Origin of the sequence: Bradyrhizobium sp. AUGA SZCCT0283, from assembly GCF_018130385.1 — a bacterium.
Classification (GTDB): Bacteria; Pseudomonadota; Alphaproteobacteria; order Rhizobiales; family Xanthobacteraceae; genus Bradyrhizobium.
The window spans coordinates 204,505-220,977 of the sequence record NZ_JAFCLU010000011.1 but is presented as its reverse complement, the minus strand read 5'-3'; the positions used below and the strand labels follow the sequence as shown (position 1 = coordinate 220,977).

Below are 16,473 nucleotides of genomic sequence, written 5' to 3'. Positions count from 1 at the left end.
ATACCGCAGCGGCCTGCACCATAGTTCGCAGATGGCGGGGATGGCAAGAATTATAGTTCAGGTCGACGGGCCAGAATTGTCGCACCGGGGAGCGGTTCAGACCGAATATTTCGCACCGTCGATCGCGTACGCCGCATGGCGGAAATCACGGATGGTCGCGACCTTGTCGGCCGACCAGCCCAGCAGGACGAAATATTTCGGCCCCTTATCAGGCACGTTCGGATCGAACACCAGGATGGCGGGATGTCCCTCCACCAGGCCTGGGACCAGACGCCAATCGCTGACCTTGGCGTAATTGCCGAAATAGCGAAAAACTTCGGCCTTGCCGCGCATATGGGTCCTGCTGACGAGATCGAGCCTGACGTCGTCCGAGATCATGGCGCGGATCGCGTCGAAATCCCGCGCGTTGAAATGGGCGACATAGGCGCCGAGGCGCTTGCGATCGGCATCCGACAATCTCTGTTGCGGCGCGTCGTCCGGCTCGTCGGCGATTTCCCGCAACTGCGCGCGCCCGCGATGCAGCGCAGCCTTGGCCGCCGGCAGGCTGCACGCCATGATCTCGCAGATCTCCTTGAGCGAGCAGCCGAGCACGTCCATCAGGATCACGCTTGAGCGCTGCGGCACCGGCAGGCGCATGAAGGTACGCAGAGAGGTCGCAGCGATCTGGCGGCTCTCCACGGCATCGAGCTGGTCCACGATCATGTCCGCCTCCGCTGGTCCGCGCAGCGCCTCCTGGCGGTTGCGCCGGCGCAAAAAATCCAGCGCGGTGTTGTGCGCGATCCGGAACAGCCAGCCCTCGGGATTGCCGATGTCGCCGGCGACGGCATGCGCCTCCACCGCCTTGATCAGCGCATCCTGCAGCACGTCCTCACCGTCGATCACAGAGCCGACCATGCGCGCGCAATAGCGATGCAGCCTCGGCCGCATCGCGGCCAGCAGCCGTTCGATGTCGAAGGCGGCGGACGGCTCGGGGACCAGTTTCATTCTGCCTCTGGCACGCGAATTCAATTCTCGCCCAGCATGCGATAATTGCCGACGACAGTGGCGCCTTTGGCCAGCGGCGGCTCGGCGCAACGCTCCCGAATGCCGCTCTGGAACGAGCCGAACGCCGCCAGCTTCGGCAAGGGGCTGGCCCCATCGTCGGCCGCGCTCTCGACGAAATGGATGAAGGTGTCATCCTCCAGCCGCAGCGACATATAGCGAAGGCCTTCCGGCTGCACCGCCTTCAGTTCCGCAAACACCGCCGCGACCAGTTCGGCATTCCTGTCGGCCATTTCCGGCTTGGTTTTATACCTGATTACAGTCCGTTTCATCGCTTTCTCCTCGCTTGCGGCTGCGAAAGCAGCGCATCTCGCTCCAAGGACGTTTGGGATCGGGCAAAGGATGCGGGCTCGGAAAAATCTTTTCGCGCCTTTGCACGATACGCTTTCGCTATCGGCCGATTGGCAAAGGTGTCTTGGACCGGAGCGACAAATGGCTACATAATCCAATGTGTTGAGACATCCGAAACCGGGGTTGCATGCCATGACGACAGCGCCGAAACAGCCCCATCATGTCGTCATCGTCGGCGCCGGTTTCGGCGGGCTGGAGACCGCCTTCGGCCTCGCCGGCGCGCCCGTCAAGATCACGCTGATCGACCGCCGCAACCATCATCTGTTCCAGCCGCTGCTCTACCAGGTCGCGACCGCTTCGCTGGCGACGTCGGAAATCGCCTGGCCGATCCGCTACCTGCTGCGCGGACGCAAGGAGGTGACGACGCTGTTCGCAAATGTCAGCGGCGTCGATGCCGCGGGCAAGCGCGTGCTGCTCGATGACGGCGATGCGATCGCCTACGACACGCTGGTGCTGGCCACCGGCGCCCGCCACGCCTATTTCGGCCACGACGAATGGGAGCCGTTCGCGCCGGGCCTGAAGACGCTCGAGGACGCCACCACACTCAGACGCCGCATCCTCGTCGCCTTCGAGCGTGCCGAACGCGAGAACGATCCGGCGCGGCGCGCGGCGCTGCTGACCTTCGTCATCATCGGCGCCGGCCCGACCGGCGTCGAAATGGCCGGAACCATCGCCGACCTTGCCAAGGACACGCTGCCGCCGGACTTCCGCAACATCGACACCCACAAGACCCGCGTCGTGCTGATCGAGGCCGGCCCGCGCGTTCTCGCCAGCTTTCCCGAAGACCTCTCCGCCTATGCGCAGCGCTCGCTGGAGGAGATCGGCGTCGAAGTGGTGCTGGGACAGCCCGTTACCGAATGTGCGGCCGATGGCGTCGTCTATGGCGGCAACAAACTGGAGGCCAGAACCATCGTCTGGGCTGCCGGCGTGCGCGCCTCGCGCGCGGCGGAATGGCTGAACGCGCCCGCCGACCGCGCGTATCGTTTGAAGGTTGAGCCCGATCTCACCGTGCCCGGTCATCCCGATGTCTTTGCCGTCGGCGATACCGTGACGATTGCCGGCCCCGACGGCAATCCCGTGCCCGGCATCGCGCCGGCCGCCAAACAGCAGGGACGCTATGTGGCGGCGCTCATCAAGGCACGTTTGAGCGGTAGCACCTTGCCGCCGTTCCGCTACAAGCACGCCGGAAATCTCGCACAGATTGGCAAGCGCAAGGCCGTGATCGATTTCGGCTGGATCAAGCTGCGCGGCAATCTCGCCTGGTGGATCTGGGGCATCGCCCACATCTACTTCCTGATCGGCCTGCGCCACAGGCTCAGCGTCGCACTGAGCTGGCTGTGGATCCACGCCCGCGACCAGCGCGCGGCGCGGCTGATCACGCAAGGCTCGAGCAAGGTCTCGGGATAGTTTTCTTCTTCACGGCGCGCAGGCAAAACTGGCCGCGCGATCGACCGGTCCCGATTTGTAATGCGGCCATGAGGGCCACTGGCACAACGGCAGCGCGCGCTTCGTTTCGAACGCCGGCGCTTCGACCTTCTGCTCGATCACTTCGAGATCGCCGGGCGCCTTGCCATTCTCGACCCAGTCGACCAGCACGGAGAGCATGTCGACATTGGCGGGCGCACCCGAGCCGACATGATCGACGCCAGGCGCCGTGTAGAGCCGGGCGAACCCCGCCGTCTTCTCCTTGCCCAACGTGCGCTGCACGTTTTCGAAGTAGCGGATTCCCGCATAGGGGCTCTGGGCGTAGTCGGACATATTCTCGAGAATCACGAGCCTGCCGCCGCGTGCGCTGAAACGGCTGAGGTCCGGATTGGTCGAATCCATCAAACGCGATACCTGCAGCAGGCGCTCCTTGTGATCTTCCGGCTTGTATGTCGTGACGTCGAGCTTCGGGTCGCGCGCGAAGACATATTGGATGCCGCCCGCGCCATAGATCCAGGCGATGCCGTTGGCCGGCACCGGCGGCTGCGCCGGCGCCGCCTTGCCGAGCCACCAGGCGATCCAGCCGCCGGTCGGACCGAAGGCAGGCGTGTTTTCGCCCGAGACGCCCCAGCCCGGATAATCATCAAGGCCGTTCTCCAGTGCGAACGGGAATTTGTAGGTCGCGTGCAACGTCTTGATCGCCGCGAGCTGCGCCTCGCTCAGGCACTGGTCGCCGCTCTGGCCCGCCGCACAGCGCAGCGACTCCGGCTGGAATTTCGCCTTGCAGCCGACCGGATCAAGAACAAGCAGATCCTCGGCGCCATCCGCCTTGTCGCACGCCTGCAGCACCGCCTTGGCGACGAGTTCGACCTGTGCAGGACGAATCCAGCCTTCGCCCATCGTTACGAGCCCCGACCGCGTCCCGGCATGCTGCAATCCGACCCAGTTGATGACAGGCACGCGGGCAAAGATGCCGTCAAAGTCATCGGGGTAGCGCTGCGCCATCGTCAGCGCCTCGCGGCCGCCTTCCGACGATCCCATGAAGTACAGTTTGGCCGGCGGGTTGCCATAGGCGCGCACCATCAGGGCGACGGCGGCGTCCCGCACGCGCTTGTAGGATCGATGTGCAAAATTCTCGAACGCCTCATCGTTGAGCGCAAACACCTGCGGCGGCTCGCCTGGCTTGGTCTCATGGCCGGAATCCGTGCCGTAAGTGACGAAGCCGCGCGCCAGTGGCGAAGCCATGCCGAACGGATAGGCCGGCGGCAAGGCGAGACCGGTGATCAGCACGCCGTTGAAGCCGCCGCCGCCATATTGCAGCGAGCGGCCGTTCCACTCCACCGGGAGATTTACCTGGAATTTGATCGGCGGCGCATTGGGATCGGCCGGCGCGATCTGGCCGAGCACCTTGCAGAATTCCGGATTGGCCGGGGTGACCCGCGCCGCCGGCGTCGGTCCCCTTTCGGCGACCGCCAGCGGTGTCGGCGTTATCATGGAGGCGGAGTCGATCCGGACGGCGTTATCGGTCGGTCGGATAAGGTCGCTGCAGGTCGCCGCCGGCTCGCCGGCCATCTTCGCGGCCATTGCATCCACGGCAAAGACCGAAGCAGCCGCAACCAGCAAAGCGAGCTGAACCCGCGCGTGCATATCGAACTTGAAGTGTTGCATCGTTTCCCCCCGCTATCGTCTTGCAGCCGCATTTTGGCCGGCCGTCAGGCCTACAATGGTTCACGCCACGCGGGCGTCAATCGAAATAAGAACGAGTGGCATCGGCGTCATCTTGAAGAACGGCGGCCGGAGGCCGCCTACGCCTCCCCCCGCAAGCGCGAGAGAGAGCAGCCGAGCCTCACTTCACCAGCGAGCAGCCGCCATCGGCGAGCGGACGGAAGGCCTGGTCGGCCGGAATGGTCGAGACCAGTTTGTAGTAATCATAAGGGTATTTCGACTCTTCCGGCTTCTTCACCTCAAACAGATACATCGGGTGAATGACGCGGCCGTCCTGGCGGATGGTGACGTCGCCGAACAATTTGTCCTTGCCCTTGAACTTCTTCAACTGCGGCACCGCGTCCTTGGCGTGGTCGCTGCCGGTCGCCGCCACCGCGTTGAGATAGGCCAGCGTGGACGCGTAGACGCCCGCCTGATTGCCGCTCGGCATCTTGCCGTTCACGCCCGGCCGCGCCGCGAAGCGTTTGGCGAAGGCGCGGGTGTCGTCGTCCATGTCCCAGTAAAACGCCTCGAACAGCTGCAGGCCCTGGCCGACCTTCAATCCCATGCCGTGGACGTCGTTGATGAACAGCAGGAACGCCACCATGGTCTGGCCGCTTTGCTGAAGACCGAACTCCGCCGCCTGCTTCACCGCGTTGACGGTGTCGCCGCCGGCATTGGCAAGCCCGATCACCCTGGCCTTGGAATTCTGCGCCTGCAGCAACAGCGAAGCAAAATCCGCCGTGTTGAGCGGATGCTTGGCCGAACCCAGCACCTTGCCGCCGTGCTTTTCGATGTAATTGGTGGCCTCGGCCTCGATGCCCTGGCCGAGCGCGAAATTCACCGTGATGAAATACCATTCCTTGCCGCCGCGCGCCATCATCGCCGCCGCGGTGGAATTACCGGTCGCCCAGGCGTCGTTGACCCATTGTATGGTGTTCGGCGAGCAGGCCTTGCCGGTCAGGTCTGAACTGGCGGTGGATGACGCGAGGAATGTCATGCGCGAGTCGCGCAACAGCGAGTTGATGGTGAGGCCGACCGCCGAATTCGGCACGTCGACCACGGCATCGACGCCGTCGACATCGAGCCATTTGCGCACGATCGCGGAACCTACGTCGGCCTTGTTCTGGTGATCGGCGTAGACGATCTCGACCTTGATGTTCTTGCCGCCGCTGTTGAAATCTTCCGCCGCCATGCGCGCGGCCTCGACCGAACCCATGCCGTTGGTGTCCTGGAAGATGCCGGAGATGTCGTTGAGCACGCCGATGCGGACGACATTGTCGGATATCTCCGCACGCGCCGCGCTCCACGTCGCGCACGACAAGGCAAGCGCCAGACCGAACCTGCAAACCTTCATTGTTTTCTCCCCTTTGGAATTTGATTTTGAGCTTCCCGGACTTCGCCGGGTTTGACTTCAACGCGCGATATCGGACGATGCCGCCGTCACAATTGCCGGTCCGGCAGACGCAGGACCAAGCCATCGAGATCGGCGGCGAGATTGATCTGGCAGGACAGGCGGCTGTTGGCCTGCCGTTCGGCGGCGGCGCCATCCAGCAGCGCGTCCTCAGCGCCGCCCATGGCCGGCAGACGGGCGAGCCAGGCCTCGTCGACATAGACATGGCAGGTGGCGCACATGGCGTTGCCGCCGCATTCCGCGAGGATGCCGCTGAGATCGTTGCGCGTCGCGGCCTGCATGGCGCTCTCGCCCGCGCTCGCCTCGATCTGCTGCCGGCTTCCGTCGGGATGGATGAAGATGATGCTGGGCATACGCGGTCCGTCAGGCCGGAGAAATCGTGATGGGGAGACTTTCGAGACCGCGCAGCGTGTTGTTGTAGCGGCGTTTCACCGGGCCGGTGATCTGGATGGAAGCCACCTTGTGCGCGATTGCCGCCAGCATCACCTCGCCTTCGACGCGCGCCAGTAACTGGCCGACGCACATGTGGATGCCCGAGCCAAATCCGACATGACCGGAAGTGCGGCGGGTCACATCATAGCTGTCAGGATTTTCCCAGCGCCGCGGATCGCGGTTGGCGGCGCCGAGGAACATCAGCACCTTCTCGCCCTCGCCGATGCGGTGGCCTGCAAGTTCGACCTCCCGCGTCGTGGTGCGGAAGAAGGTCTGCACCGGGCTTTCGTAGCGGATCGCCTCCTCGAACGCGTTGCGCGCCAGGGTCGGATCGCTGCGCAGCCGCGCGAACTGATCGGGGAAGCGCGCCAGGCAATAGACCGCTGCGCCGATGCCGTTGACGGTGGTGTCGAGGCCTGCCGAAAGCAGCGAGCGCACCAATAGCGGCGCCTCCTCCGGCGTGATGTCGGCGGCGTCGGCGCGGGCATGGACACAGGCGCCGAAACCGCCGGGCGCGAGATTTTCGCGCTGGCATTGCGCGGCGACATAGGCCTGGTGCGGCGCCGAGCGTTCGATCGCCTCCTGCCGCAACTGGTTCGGCGGCCCGAAGGAGTTGAAGACGAGACTGGCATAGGGCAGCAGGTTCTCCCGTCCCTCCCGCTTCAGGCCCATCGCATCGGGAAACACCGAGAGCGGATAGGCCTCCGCGAGATCGGCAACCGCGTCGAAACTTCCGCGTGCCAGCAATTCGTCGACCTTGGCGGCGGCCATCGCCGTGAAATGTTCGCGGACCCCTTTCATCGCCGTCGGCGACAGCACTTGGGCGAGCACCGCGCGCGTCCTGGTATGCGCCGGAGGATCCGCCTCGAGGATGATGCTTTGCGGACGCCACGGCTTTTCCTTGGCGAAATCGCTCAGGCCCACGCCGCGGCTCGAACAGAACGTGAGGGGATCGTTGAGAACGGCGTGCACTTCCGCATAGCGCGCCACGCCATAGACACCCCATTTGTCAAGCCACACCAGCGGCCCGGCCTCGCGGAGAACCTCGTGGATCGGGTGCGGATCCTCGAAGAACTCGGTCGAGAACGGATCGACGTCGAGCCTTGGTACGCCGGCCGGCGCACCCTGCTCAGAGGTTGCTGCATCTATCCGGGAGGTCACGCTCATGTGGGTCTCCTGCATAATGTTCTTGCAGAGCGGTATGTGCTGTCTCTATGTCTGAAGTGCTGGAGCGGTTTCGGAAGAGCATGAGCAGGAACAGACAGGCGCGCGCCCCCCGCACGGGCGCGGCAGGCAGGGGTGGACGGGCCGAACAGGTGCTCGACCTCGACCGTTATGTCCCGGCGCTCATCACCTTCATTGCCAACAAATTGTCGCGCAGCGCGACCGTGGTCTATCAGAAGCGCTTTGGCGTCAACGTCACGGAATGGCGGATCCTGTCGCTGCTCGCGATCGAGCCGGAAATTTCGGCGGCCCGCATCTGCCACGTCATCGGCTTCGACAAGGGGCCGGTCAGCCGGACGCTGGCCGCAATGGAAGAACGCGGGCTGGTCAGCATCAGGGCCGACCGGCAGGACGGCCGCACCCATTCGATCTCGCTGACCGCGAAGGGATATACCACCCACGACCAGGTCATCGCGGTCGCGCTCGAGCGCGAACGCCGGCTGCTTTCCTGCCTGAGCAAGCCGGAACGCGAGACCTTGATCGGGCTGCTGCTGCGAGTCCACGGCAATCTCGACGCCGTGAAAGGCGCGGGCGAGGTCGACGATCGCGCCTGAACGGCGCGCGCCAGCCGTAGCGCTCACGCGCGCTGCCGCAAAGCCAACGCGCGCGCACCGACGCATCACGTCGTGACGATCCGATCGTCCGGACATCCGTTTCTCCCCTGCACGGCCTGGCAATCTCTGTGCTCTTCGATCGGCCGCTTGTCGAAAACAGGCTCGCACAAATTAGTTGCCTTGGCAACATATACGACAAGCCCCGAACACCGATTTTCGGCGGCGGCCGGTTCCCGCCGACCGCCGCTAGTCAGGTCATTTCTTGACCAGCGGGCAATTGCCTTCGCTTTCGGGACGAAACGCCTGATCTCCTGGGATCGTCGCGACGACCTTCAGCAGATCCCATTTCGATGTGGATTCCTCGGGCTTCTTCACCTCGAGCAGATAGAACGGGTGAATCTTGCGTCCGTCGGCGCGGATGGTTCCCTTGCCGAACAGCGGATCGTCGGTCGGCAGCGCCTTCATCGCCGACACCACGGCCTTGCCGTCGGCCGCGCCGCCAACCTTGTCGACGGCCTTTAGATAATGCAGCACCGACGCATAGACGCCGGCCTGCATGTCGTTCGGATAGTTCTTCTGCGGATGGCGTTCGGCGAACCGCTTGGCGAAGGCGCGCGTGCCATCGTTCAAATCCCAGTAGAACGGATTCATGATCTGCGCGCCTTGCGCCGCCTTCAGGCCGAGCGCGGGAATGCCGTTCATGCCGAGGATCAGCCCGACCAGCTTCTGCTTCTGCGTCAGCCCGAACTCGGCCGCCTGCTTGATCGAGGTGATGGTGTCGTCGCCGGCATTGGCGACGCCGACGATATCGGCGCCCGAGGCCTGCGCCTGCAGCAGGAAGGATGCGTAGTCGGCGGTGCCGAGCGGATGGCGCACGGCGCCGAGCACTTCGCCCCCCGAGGCCTTGACACCTTCGGCGGCCTGCTTCTCCAGATCATGGCCGAAGGCGTAATCGGCGGTCAGGAAGAACCATTTCTTGCCGCCTTGGGCGACCACGGCTTTGCCGAGGCCGCGGCCGTAGGCATAGGTGTCATAGGTCCAGTGCACCGTATTCGGCGTGCATTTTTCGCCGGTGAGCAGCGCAGTGCCGGCGCCGGAGCCGATGAAGACCTTGTTCTTCTGCTCGCTCATGTTGGCGACCGCGAGCGCAATCGCCGAATTCGGCAGGTCGAAGATGGCGTCGATGCTTTCGGTGTCGTACCAGCGCCGCGCGATACCGACGCCGACGTCGGTCTTGTTCTGGTGATCGGCGGTGATGACGTCGACGGGCTTTCCAGCCGCCTTGCCGCCATAGTCCTCCACGGCCATTTGCGCTGATATCACCGAGCCGATGCCCTGGTAGGTCGAAAACACGCCCGACTGATCGTTGAGCACGCCGATCCGGACGCGATCCTGGGCATGGGCTTGGCTTTGGGCGGCGCCGACGAACATGCCGCCGAGCGCGGCCATGAGCATTCCTGTGCGAAACAACTGTCGCATGCATTCCCTCCTGTAAAAGAAAAGGCGGCCTTCGCGACCACTTCGAAATTACTTATAACTTATAAGCATTTTGAGGATTGTCAATTCAGGTGATGCCGTGCGAGCTATTGCCATGGGAAGAATCGCCAAGGTTTCGACGCGCAAGGGCAACGGGGGAGCCAGACCGGCCGAGCCGGATGGGGTACGGGAACTGGACCTCACCGCGCTACGGCAGACCCCGGGATTCATGATCCGGATCCTGCAGTTGCAGAATTTCGAGGCGTTCTACCCCTATTTCGAAGCGCTCAAACTCTCGCCGCTCGAATACGCCATCCTCGTCACGGTGCGCGACAACAGGACAGTGACGCAGAGCGAGCTTGCCGGCGTACTGAAAATGCAACTGCCCAACCTGGTGAAGATCCTGTCGCGGATGGAGGAGACCGGAATTCTCAAGCGCAAGCGGTCCATGCGGGACAAGCGGGCGGTCGAGCTCAGCCTCAGCGCGGCGGGCGAAAGGCGCGCCGACGAAGCCAGCCGGCTCGGCGAGCGTTTCAATGCGCATACGCTTTCCGCACTCAGCAAGCCCGAACAGGCCGCCTTTCTCCAGATGCTGGTGCGGCTGGTTGAAGCGCACAAGAACGGATTTTGAGGGGCGAACGCGTCTCAGCCGGCGCAGCCGATCCATTCAGCCGACGAATCATCGTCCAGCGTTGCCACCGCGCCCGCGCGGCGCGTCAGCACCGCGCGCTGGTTGATGTAGCCCTTGTCGGTGATCTCGCCGCCGTCCACGGACGCGATCTCGGCCAGCAGCAGCGCCCGCGTGGCATGCCCCGACGAGTTGCCGCTCTGCGCTTTCAGTTTGGCGAGCCCCTGTGCAATCGCACCGCGAACCTTGTCGTGACCGACCACGTCTTTCACATCGGCATTGTCGGGCAGGCCGGCATGGGCCCGGCAGGCCGCGATGTTCGGAAATACGAGGAAGCGGACCTCATCGCCGCCGTGGCCGGTCACGACGATGTCCTGTGCCAGCGGCGCCAGCGCAGCGATGCCTGCAACGCGCAGGGTGCCGACGTTGACCCAGGTGCCGGAATTGAGCTTGAAGTCTTCGGCGACGCGGCCGTCGAAGAACAGGCCGAGTTCGGGACGCGCCGGATCGGCAAAAGTCACGGCGTCGCCGATCAGATAGAAGCCTTCGCTATCGAACGCCTGCTCCGTCAGTTCCGGCGCCTTCCAGTAGCCGGGCGTGACGTTCGGGCCGCGCACGCGCACCTCCAGCTTGTCGCCCGACGGCACCAGCTTCAGTTCGGTCCCCGGAATCGGCACGCCGATATTGCCGGAGCGTTTGGCCTGGAAGTGGCAATCGGTGGCGAGCGGCGAGGTTTCGGTCGAGCCCCAGGCCGACACCATCGGCATCGCGCGGCCCACCGTCTTGATCGAGAGTTCTTCCAGCGCATCCCAGAGATTCTGCGGTAGTGCTGCGCCCGCGTAGAAGGCGAATTTCACCTCGCCGAAGAATTTCTTGCGCAACTCGTCATCGCCTCGCAGCGCCGCGATCAGCATGTCGAAGCCGCGCGGCACGTTGAAATAGACCGTCGGCATCACGCTGCGCAAATTGGCCAGCGAGGTCGCGAACAGCCCTGGCGCCGGCTTGCCGCCGTCGACATAGAGCGTGCCGCCATTGCGCAGCACCAGATTGAAATTGTGGTTGGCGCCGAAGGTGTGGCTCCAGGGCAACCAGTCCAGGATTACCAGCTTCTCGCCGATACCATCGAGGAACGTCCAGGTCTGTGCCTTGGCCTGCTGGCTCGTGGTCAGCATGCGCTGGGTGTTGATGACGGCCTTTGGCGTGCCGGTCGAACCCGAGGTGAACAGGAATTTTGCGATCGTGTCGGGCGTGATCGCGGCGAATGCCTTTTCGACATCAGGCGTTTCCGGCGTGGCCGCAATGCTGCGAAACGAGATGGCGCCAGTGTCGCCGGCGCTGCCGCTGACGATCGCGGCCGAATGCAGCGGCTGGATCGCCGCCAGCGCCGCCGCGAACGGCTTGGCGCCGGAAACATAGATCGCGCCAGGTCCGAGCAGCGTGATCATGCTCTTGAGCTTGTCGAAGTCCCTGGACATCAGCGAATAGGCCGGCGAGATCGCAGCCGATGGCACGCCGACGTGCTGGGCCGCAAGCGCGAACAGCGCGTGCTCGACGCTGTTGTCGGACAGGATCACCAGCGGGCGCTCGGCGCTCAGGCCTTGCGCGAGGATCCAGGCGGCCACCGAGCGCACCTGCTGCAAGGCGTCCTTGTAGGTGACCGTCGTCCACGGCGCATCGGCGGCGGCGCGATCGGCGAGAAAAATCCGCTCCGGCGCCTGCCGCGCCCAATGCTCCAGCCAGTCGCCGACGCAACGCGCACCCGGCTGAAGCGGCATGGTCGACTTCACCAGGATGCTGCCGTCGGCGCGGCGGTCGGCGACAATCGCTGGCGTCGCGAACAGACTGCGGGAATTGTCACCGCTTGCGGCGGCGAGGGTCATGGTTTCCTCCTGTCCCGGCTGGTTCGGGGTTGCCGCGCGTCATGCCGGCTTGCGGCTCGAAGGGCCGCTTGGCCCTAATGTTGAGCACAACAATTGTTGTCGTCAACAACAATCTTCCCATTAAACCCGCGAAGCGCTAGAAGGAGGAGCTATGGCGGGGAACAGTCAAATGCCCAGGACGGCGAAATCGCGCGCAAGCGCGCGACCGCGTGCCGGCCGGACGCAGGGTCGAAACGGCAGCACGCAGAGCGGCGTCATGGACGACGAGATCGCCCTCGACGCGCTGGCCGGCCACGCCGGATATGCGGTGCGGCGCTTCCAGATCTGGATTTTTCAGGATTTTATTCGCACGCTCGGCGCCGTCGATATCCGCCCGACGCAGTATTCCGTCCTGACCGTCATCGGCGCCAACCCCGGCCTGAGCCAGATGGCGGTGGCCAAGCGGCTCGGGATTGAGCGCGCCAGGCTGGTGCACCTGCTGGACAGCCTCGAACAGCGCGAACTGGTCAGCCGCCTCAGATCGGCCACCGACCGGCGCTCCCACGCTCTGCACCTGACCGCGCGCGGCAGGACCGCGCTGGCGCAGTTCAGGCGGCTCGCCGCCGAACATGAGCGCCATGTGGCCGTTAAAATCGGCAAGGAAAACCGCGAGCGGCTGCTGCAAATCCTTTCCGCGTTCACCTGACCGCGGCCACCGCCTCGCCGTGGGCTCTTTCGCCTAAACTTTAGGCAATCATTCGGCCGCGCCAAGCCCGCAGCGCGAGCGCGATCACATCATAAATACCTGATACTACGTATCTATCCTTCAAGGTCGACTCCATCCAGCCATTGTACACAATGGCACATCGCTTGCTTCATTGCCGGTAACCTTTGCTCGCTGGAGTTTTGCTCGCCATGGGGTCTGACGCGCCTGAGACCGTTGCCGCCATCGTCTCCGCGCATCGCGCCGCGACCATGACCCCGGCGCAAACCATCGCGCGCAGCTACCAGCGCATCCGCGCCTATAACGATCCCGCCGTGTTCATCAGCCTGCGCGACGAGAAGGAGGCGCTGGCGGACGCCGAAGCGCTGGCCTCGAAGGACGCGGCGGCGCTTCCCCTTTTCGGCGTGCCGGTCGCGGTGAAAGACAATATCGACGCGCAGGGCATGCCAACCACGGCAGCCTGCCCGGCTTTCTCCTATTCGCCCGCGCAGGATTCGACGGCGGTTGCAAAACTGCGGGCGGCCGGCGCCATCATCATCGGCAAGACCAATCTCGACCAGTTCGCGACCGGTCTCGTGGGCGTCCGCTCGCCCTATGGCATCCCCGTCAATCCGGTCCGCGCCGATTTGATTCCGGGTGGGTCGAGCTCGGGATCGGCGGTCGCGGTTTCCGCAGGGCTAGTGCCGCTCGCACTCGGCACCGACACCGCAGGTTCAGGCCGCGTGCCCGCAATGCTCAACAACATCGTCGGACTTAAGCCGAGCCTCGGGCTGATCTCCAACGCCGGTCTGGTGCCGGCGTGCCGGACGCTGGACTGCATTTCGGTGTTCTCGCTTACCGTCGACGATGCGATGACCGCGCTGACGGCGATGGCGGGACCCGATGGCGCCGATCCGTTTTCGCGCGACCGGCCACTGGGAGCACTGTCCGCATTCCCCGGCCAGTTGCGACTGGGCGTGCCGCGCAACGGCCAATTGATCTTCTTCGGCGACCGCGCCGCGGAGAAGGCCTATGGCGAGGCGCTCGAGCGCTGGACATCGCTTGGCGCCACGCTGGTCGAATTCGACCTCGAGCCGTTTTATGAGACCGCGCGGCTGCTCTATGAGGGACCGTGGGTGGCCGAACGATACCTTGTCATCCGCGATCTCCTGGCATCCGCGCCGGATTCGATCCATCCGGTGACGCGCGAGATTACAGCCGCCGGTGCGCGGCTGACGGCCGCCGAGACCTTTGCCTCGCTCTATCGGCTGCAGGCCCTGCGCCGGGTTGCCGAGCGCGCCTTCGCCCATTTCGACGCGATGGTACTGCCGACGGCGCCGACCGCCTATTCGACCGCGCAGGTGCTGGCCAATCCGATCGAACTCAACAGCCGGCTCGGCACCTACACCAATTTCGTCAACCTGCTTGACCTCTGCGGCCTCGCACTGCCGGCCGCGATGCGTGCCGACGGCATTCCGTTCGGCATCACGCTGCTGGCGCCCGCAGGCCACGACGCCAAGCTCGCCAGCATCGGGCGCGTGTTTCACGCCGACACCAAACTGACGATGGGAGCCAAGGGCCTGACGCAGCCCACGCTCGCTCCGTTACCGGCTGCGGCCGGCAGCGACGAAATCACCCTCGCCGTGGTCGGCGCGCATCTCTCCGGCATGGCGCTGAACGGGGAACTGCAGGCACTCGGCGCGCGTCTCATCGAGGCGACGGCGACCGCACCGGACTACAAACTGTTTGCGCTCGATACGGTGCCGCCGAAGCCCGGCATGCTGCGCGTGGAACAAGGCGCAGGAAGTTCGATCAAGATCGAGCTATGGGCATTGTCGGCGGCGGCGTTCGGCAAATTCGTCGCCGCCATCCCTCCGCCACTCGGCATCGGCACGATACGGCTCACCGACGGCAGAGGCGTGAAGGGATTTCTGGTCGAGCCCGCCGCCATCACCGGCGCGCGCGATATTTCGGCATTCGGCGGCTGGCGCGCGTTCATGGCGGAGAAGGCAACGGTGTAGGGTTGGACGCGGACAGGCTGCCGCTAGTTGCCGCCCGCGCCAGCGGCGAGCCATGCGGCGATGCTCGCGCGTTCCTGATCCGTCATTTCCGTGACATTCCCCGGCGGCATGGCATTCGACCATGCTGCAAATCGGCCGATGAGCTTCGCGTTACGCAGGATATGCTCCGGCCGGTCGAGCAGGACAGCTTTAGGGGCAGTCACAATCGATCCCCAGACCGGCTCGCTGGCGTGACACATGCCGCATCGCGACGACACGATCTCTTCGATTTCCGCAAACGCCGGTTGCGCCTTGGATTGTACCTTGGGCAGCGCGCCGACCGCGGCGCCGGTCGGGCCTGCCGCCGAAAGCCAGCCGATCGCGATCATCCCGGCTGCGGCGACGATCCAGACCCACCAGGGAGATTTTTTCCCGGCGTGCCGCGCGTTGAAGAAATGCCTGATGACGGGCCCAAGCAGCAACAGGATCGCGACAATCAACCAGTTGTAGCGCGTGGCGAAGATGAGCGGATAATGATTGCTCATCATCAGCGCGACCACCGGCAGGGTCAGGTAGTTATTGTGAATGGAGCGAAGCTTGCTCGCCTTTCCAAGCCGAGGGTCGGGCGGCTGTCCGACAAGCAAGGCGGCGACGATTTTCTTCTGATTGGGGATGATGACCAGAAAAACGTTGGCCACCATGATCGTGCCGACGATCGCCCCGATCTGGTTCAGGGCACCGCGCCCGCTCAGGACATGGGTGAAGATAAAGGTCAGGCCAACCAGGAACAGGTAGCCGCCCAACGCCAATTGCCATTCATTCCGCGCCAGAGCGGTCTTGCAAGCGGCATCGTAGAGGATCCATGCAAGGACGAGGCTGCCGGCGCTGAAGGCGGCCGCCTGCAGCGGCGAGAGATCGAGATTCGACTTGTCGATCAAGAACAGATCGGCGTCCAGATAGTAGACGACGATCATCAAGGCGATGCCGGATAGCCAGGTGGTGTAGGCTTCCCACTTGAACCAGGTCAGTTCGTCGGGCATCGCCTTCGGCGCAACGAGATATTTTACGATCCGGTAAAAGCCCCCGCCATGGACCTGCCAGGCGCCGCCCTGGACGCCATCGGGAAGGTCGCCGCCCGGCTTGAGGCTGAGGTCAAGATGAATGAAATAGAACGAACTGCCGATCCATGCGATAGCAGCGACGATATGCAGCCAGCGAAAGACCAGGCTCATCCAATCCGTGATGATGGATTGCCAGATCATCGCGAGAGCGCGTTTTCAAACACGTTCAAGGCACGCGCCAGCTCGTTCCGGTGCCCAACGTCATCCTTCGGGATGCGATCCACCGTCCGCGCCAGCTCGGTCAGTATGTCGGCGAAGAGGCCGAAGTTGATGTGCATGTGAACCGATTTGCGGCTGCTTTCTTCACCGGGGCGTTCCAGCACCAGGGCAATGCCGCTATGGTCGACATGCGCCTCGAACCGCGACGAGCGTTCAAAAGTGCCCACATAGAATTTGTCGGGATATTCCAGCGCGACCTCAGCCTTGTCCCGAATTGCCTTTGTCATAGGTCCTTCTCGGGTCCTTCCGCATCCGCCCAAAAACTTTACTGCAGGCCAGTCGGCAGAGAGTTGATACCGATCAAAGCAACTCATCCCGGAAA

15 protein-coding genes are annotated in these 16,473 nt (G+C 64.1%); 5 read left to right on the top strand and 10 right to left on the bottom strand.

Going from position 1 to position 16,473, the window contains the following annotated elements; all coding sequences use genetic code 11:
* Positions 1-96 precede the first annotated feature (96 nt).
* Together JQ624_RS17660 and JQ624_RS17655 are read right to left on the bottom strand one after the other, a co-directional pair.
* Positions 97-978: a sigma-70 family RNA polymerase sigma factor gene (locus JQ624_RS17660; RefSeq protein WP_212420201.1), complete on the bottom strand. Its 882-nt coding sequence runs from the start codon at positions 976-978 to the stop codon at positions 97-99.
* Positions 979-1,004: 26 nt separating this feature from the next.
* Entirely contained in the window at positions 1,005-1,313 is a 309-nt protein-coding gene (locus JQ624_RS17655) for a hypothetical protein (protein ID WP_212420165.1), read from the bottom strand.
* A 211-nt stretch (positions 1,314-1,524) separates the two neighbouring features.
* On the opposite strand from JQ624_RS17655, the gene JQ624_RS17650 reads away from it, so the two are divergent.
* Positions 1,525-2,799 (top strand): NAD(P)/FAD-dependent oxidoreductase, encoded by a 1,275-nt coding sequence (locus JQ624_RS17650; protein ID WP_212420164.1) that lies wholly within the window; start codon positions 1,525-1,527, stop codon positions 2,797-2,799.
* Positions 2,800-2,808: 9 nt separating this feature from the next.
* On the opposite strand, the gene JQ624_RS17645 is transcribed toward JQ624_RS17650, so the two are convergent.
* The 4 genes from JQ624_RS17645 to JQ624_RS17630 all read right to left on the bottom strand — a co-directional run bounded on the left by JQ624_RS17645 (position 2,809) and on the right by JQ624_RS17630 (position 7,534).
* On the bottom strand, positions 2,809-4,485 hold the full coding sequence (locus JQ624_RS17645) for a tannase/feruloyl esterase family alpha/beta hydrolase (protein WP_249129878.1): 1,677 nt from the start codon (positions 4,483-4,485) through the stop codon (positions 2,809-2,811).
* 178 nt (positions 4,486-4,663) lie between these two features.
* Positions 4,664-5,878 (bottom strand): ABC transporter substrate-binding protein, encoded by a 1,215-nt coding sequence (locus JQ624_RS17640; protein ID WP_212420163.1) that lies wholly within the window; start codon positions 5,876-5,878, stop codon positions 4,664-4,666.
* 86 nt (positions 5,879-5,964) lie between these two features.
* The gene (locus tag JQ624_RS17635; protein WP_212420162.1) at positions 5,965-6,288 is read right to left on the bottom strand and encodes a 2Fe-2S iron-sulfur cluster-binding protein; all 324 of its coding nucleotides are present in this window, start codon (positions 6,286-6,288) and stop codon (positions 5,965-5,967) included.
* A gap of 10 nt (positions 6,289-6,298) precedes the next feature.
* Positions 6,299-7,534 carry a cytochrome P450 gene (locus JQ624_RS17630; protein ID WP_212420161.1) on the bottom strand — a complete coding sequence of 412 codons (1,236 nt, stop codon included), beginning with the start codon at positions 7,532-7,534 and terminating at the stop codon, positions 6,299-6,301.
* Positions 7,535-7,614: 80 nt separating this feature from the next.
* Here JQ624_RS17630 and JQ624_RS17625 point away from each other — a divergent pair, with 80 nt between their 5' ends.
* Positions 7,615-8,145 carry a MarR family winged helix-turn-helix transcriptional regulator gene (locus JQ624_RS17625; protein WP_212420160.1) on the top strand — a complete coding sequence of 177 codons (531 nt, stop codon included), beginning with the start codon at positions 7,615-7,617 and terminating at the stop codon, positions 8,143-8,145.
* Between the two features lie 255 nt (positions 8,146-8,400).
* On the opposite strand, the gene JQ624_RS17620 is transcribed toward JQ624_RS17625, so the two are convergent.
* Complete coding sequence (locus JQ624_RS17620; RefSeq protein WP_212420199.1) at positions 8,401-9,600, bottom strand: ABC transporter substrate-binding protein; 1,200 nt, start codon at positions 9,598-9,600, stop codon at positions 8,401-8,403.
* Between the two features lie 136 nt (positions 9,601-9,736).
* Between JQ624_RS17620 and JQ624_RS17615 the strand changes: the two genes are divergently transcribed.
* Entirely contained in the window at positions 9,737-10,252 is a 516-nt protein-coding gene (locus tag JQ624_RS17615; protein ID WP_212420159.1) for a MarR family winged helix-turn-helix transcriptional regulator, read from the top strand.
* Between the two features lie 14 nt (positions 10,253-10,266).
* On the opposite strand, the gene JQ624_RS17610 is transcribed toward JQ624_RS17615, so the two are convergent.
* Positions 10,267-12,129 (bottom strand): feruloyl-CoA synthase, encoded by a 1,863-nt coding sequence (locus JQ624_RS17610; protein WP_212420158.1) that lies wholly within the window; start codon positions 12,127-12,129, stop codon positions 10,267-10,269.
* Positions 12,130-12,298: 169 nt separating this feature from the next.
* Here JQ624_RS17610 and JQ624_RS17605 point away from each other — a divergent pair, with 169 nt between their 5' ends.
* Positions 12,299-12,814 (top strand): MarR family transcriptional regulator, encoded by a 516-nt coding sequence (locus JQ624_RS17605; RefSeq protein ID WP_212420157.1) that lies wholly within the window; start codon positions 12,299-12,301, stop codon positions 12,812-12,814.
* 209 nt (positions 12,815-13,023) lie between these two features.
* The gene (gene atzF / locus JQ624_RS17600) at positions 13,024-14,832 is read left to right on the top strand and encodes an allophanate hydrolase (protein WP_212420156.1); all 1,809 of its coding nucleotides are present in this window, start codon (positions 13,024-13,026) and stop codon (positions 14,830-14,832) included.
* Positions 14,833-14,855: 23 nt separating this feature from the next.
* Here atzF and JQ624_RS17595 read toward each other — a convergent pair whose 3' ends face one another.
* Positions 14,856-16,070 (bottom strand): urate hydroxylase PuuD, encoded by a 1,215-nt coding sequence (locus tag JQ624_RS17595; RefSeq protein WP_312014442.1) that lies wholly within the window; start codon positions 16,068-16,070, stop codon positions 14,856-14,858.
* Complete coding sequence (locus JQ624_RS17590) at positions 16,070-16,378, bottom strand: hypothetical protein (RefSeq protein ID WP_212420154.1); 309 nt, start codon at positions 16,376-16,378, stop codon at positions 16,070-16,072. Before JQ624_RS17590 ends, JQ624_RS17595 begins: the two co-directional genes overlap by 1 nt.
* Between the last annotated feature and the right edge of the window lie 95 nt (positions 16,379-16,473).

Excerpts from the sequence above, each read along its gene's own strand:
- JQ624_RS17655 (WP_212420165.1), bottom strand. The coding sequence starts at position 1,313 with ATGAAACGGACTGTAATCAGGTATAAAACCAAGCCGGAAATGGCCGAC.
- JQ624_RS17650 (WP_212420164.1), top strand. The coding sequence starts at position 1,525 with ATGACGACAGCGCCGAAACAGCCCCATCATGTCGTCATCGTCGGCGCC.
- JQ624_RS17645 (WP_249129878.1), bottom strand. The coding sequence starts at position 4,485 with ATGCAACACTTCAAGTTCGATATGCACGCGCGGGTTCAGCTCGCTTTG.
- JQ624_RS17640 (WP_212420163.1), bottom strand. The coding sequence starts at position 5,878 with ATGAAGGTTTGCAGGTTCGGTCTGGCGCTTGCCTTGTCGTGCGCGACG.
- JQ624_RS17635 (WP_212420162.1), bottom strand. The coding sequence starts at position 6,288 with ATGCCCAGCATCATCTTCATCCATCCCGACGGAAGCCGGCAGCAGATC.
- JQ624_RS17630 (WP_212420161.1), bottom strand. The coding sequence starts at position 7,534 with ATGAGCGTGACCTCCCGGATAGATGCAGCAACCTCTGAGCAGGGTGCG.
- JQ624_RS17625 (WP_212420160.1), top strand. The coding sequence starts at position 7,615 with ATGAGCAGGAACAGACAGGCGCGCGCCCCCCGCACGGGCGCGGCAGGC.
- JQ624_RS17620 (WP_212420199.1), bottom strand. The coding sequence starts at position 9,600 with ATGCTCATGGCCGCGCTCGGCGGCATGTTCGTCGGCGCCGCCCAAAGC.
- JQ624_RS17615 (WP_212420159.1), top strand. The coding sequence starts at position 9,737 with ATGGGAAGAATCGCCAAGGTTTCGACGCGCAAGGGCAACGGGGGAGCC.
- JQ624_RS17610 (WP_212420158.1), bottom strand. The coding sequence starts at position 12,129 with ATGACCCTCGCCGCCGCAAGCGGTGACAATTCCCGCAGTCTGTTCGCG.
- JQ624_RS17605 (WP_212420157.1), top strand. The coding sequence starts at position 12,299 with ATGCCCAGGACGGCGAAATCGCGCGCAAGCGCGCGACCGCGTGCCGGC.
- atzF (WP_212420156.1), top strand. The coding sequence starts at position 13,024 with ATGGGGTCTGACGCGCCTGAGACCGTTGCCGCCATCGTCTCCGCGCAT.
- JQ624_RS17590 (WP_212420154.1), bottom strand. The coding sequence starts at position 16,378 with ATGACAAAGGCAATTCGGGACAAGGCTGAGGTCGCGCTGGAATATCCC.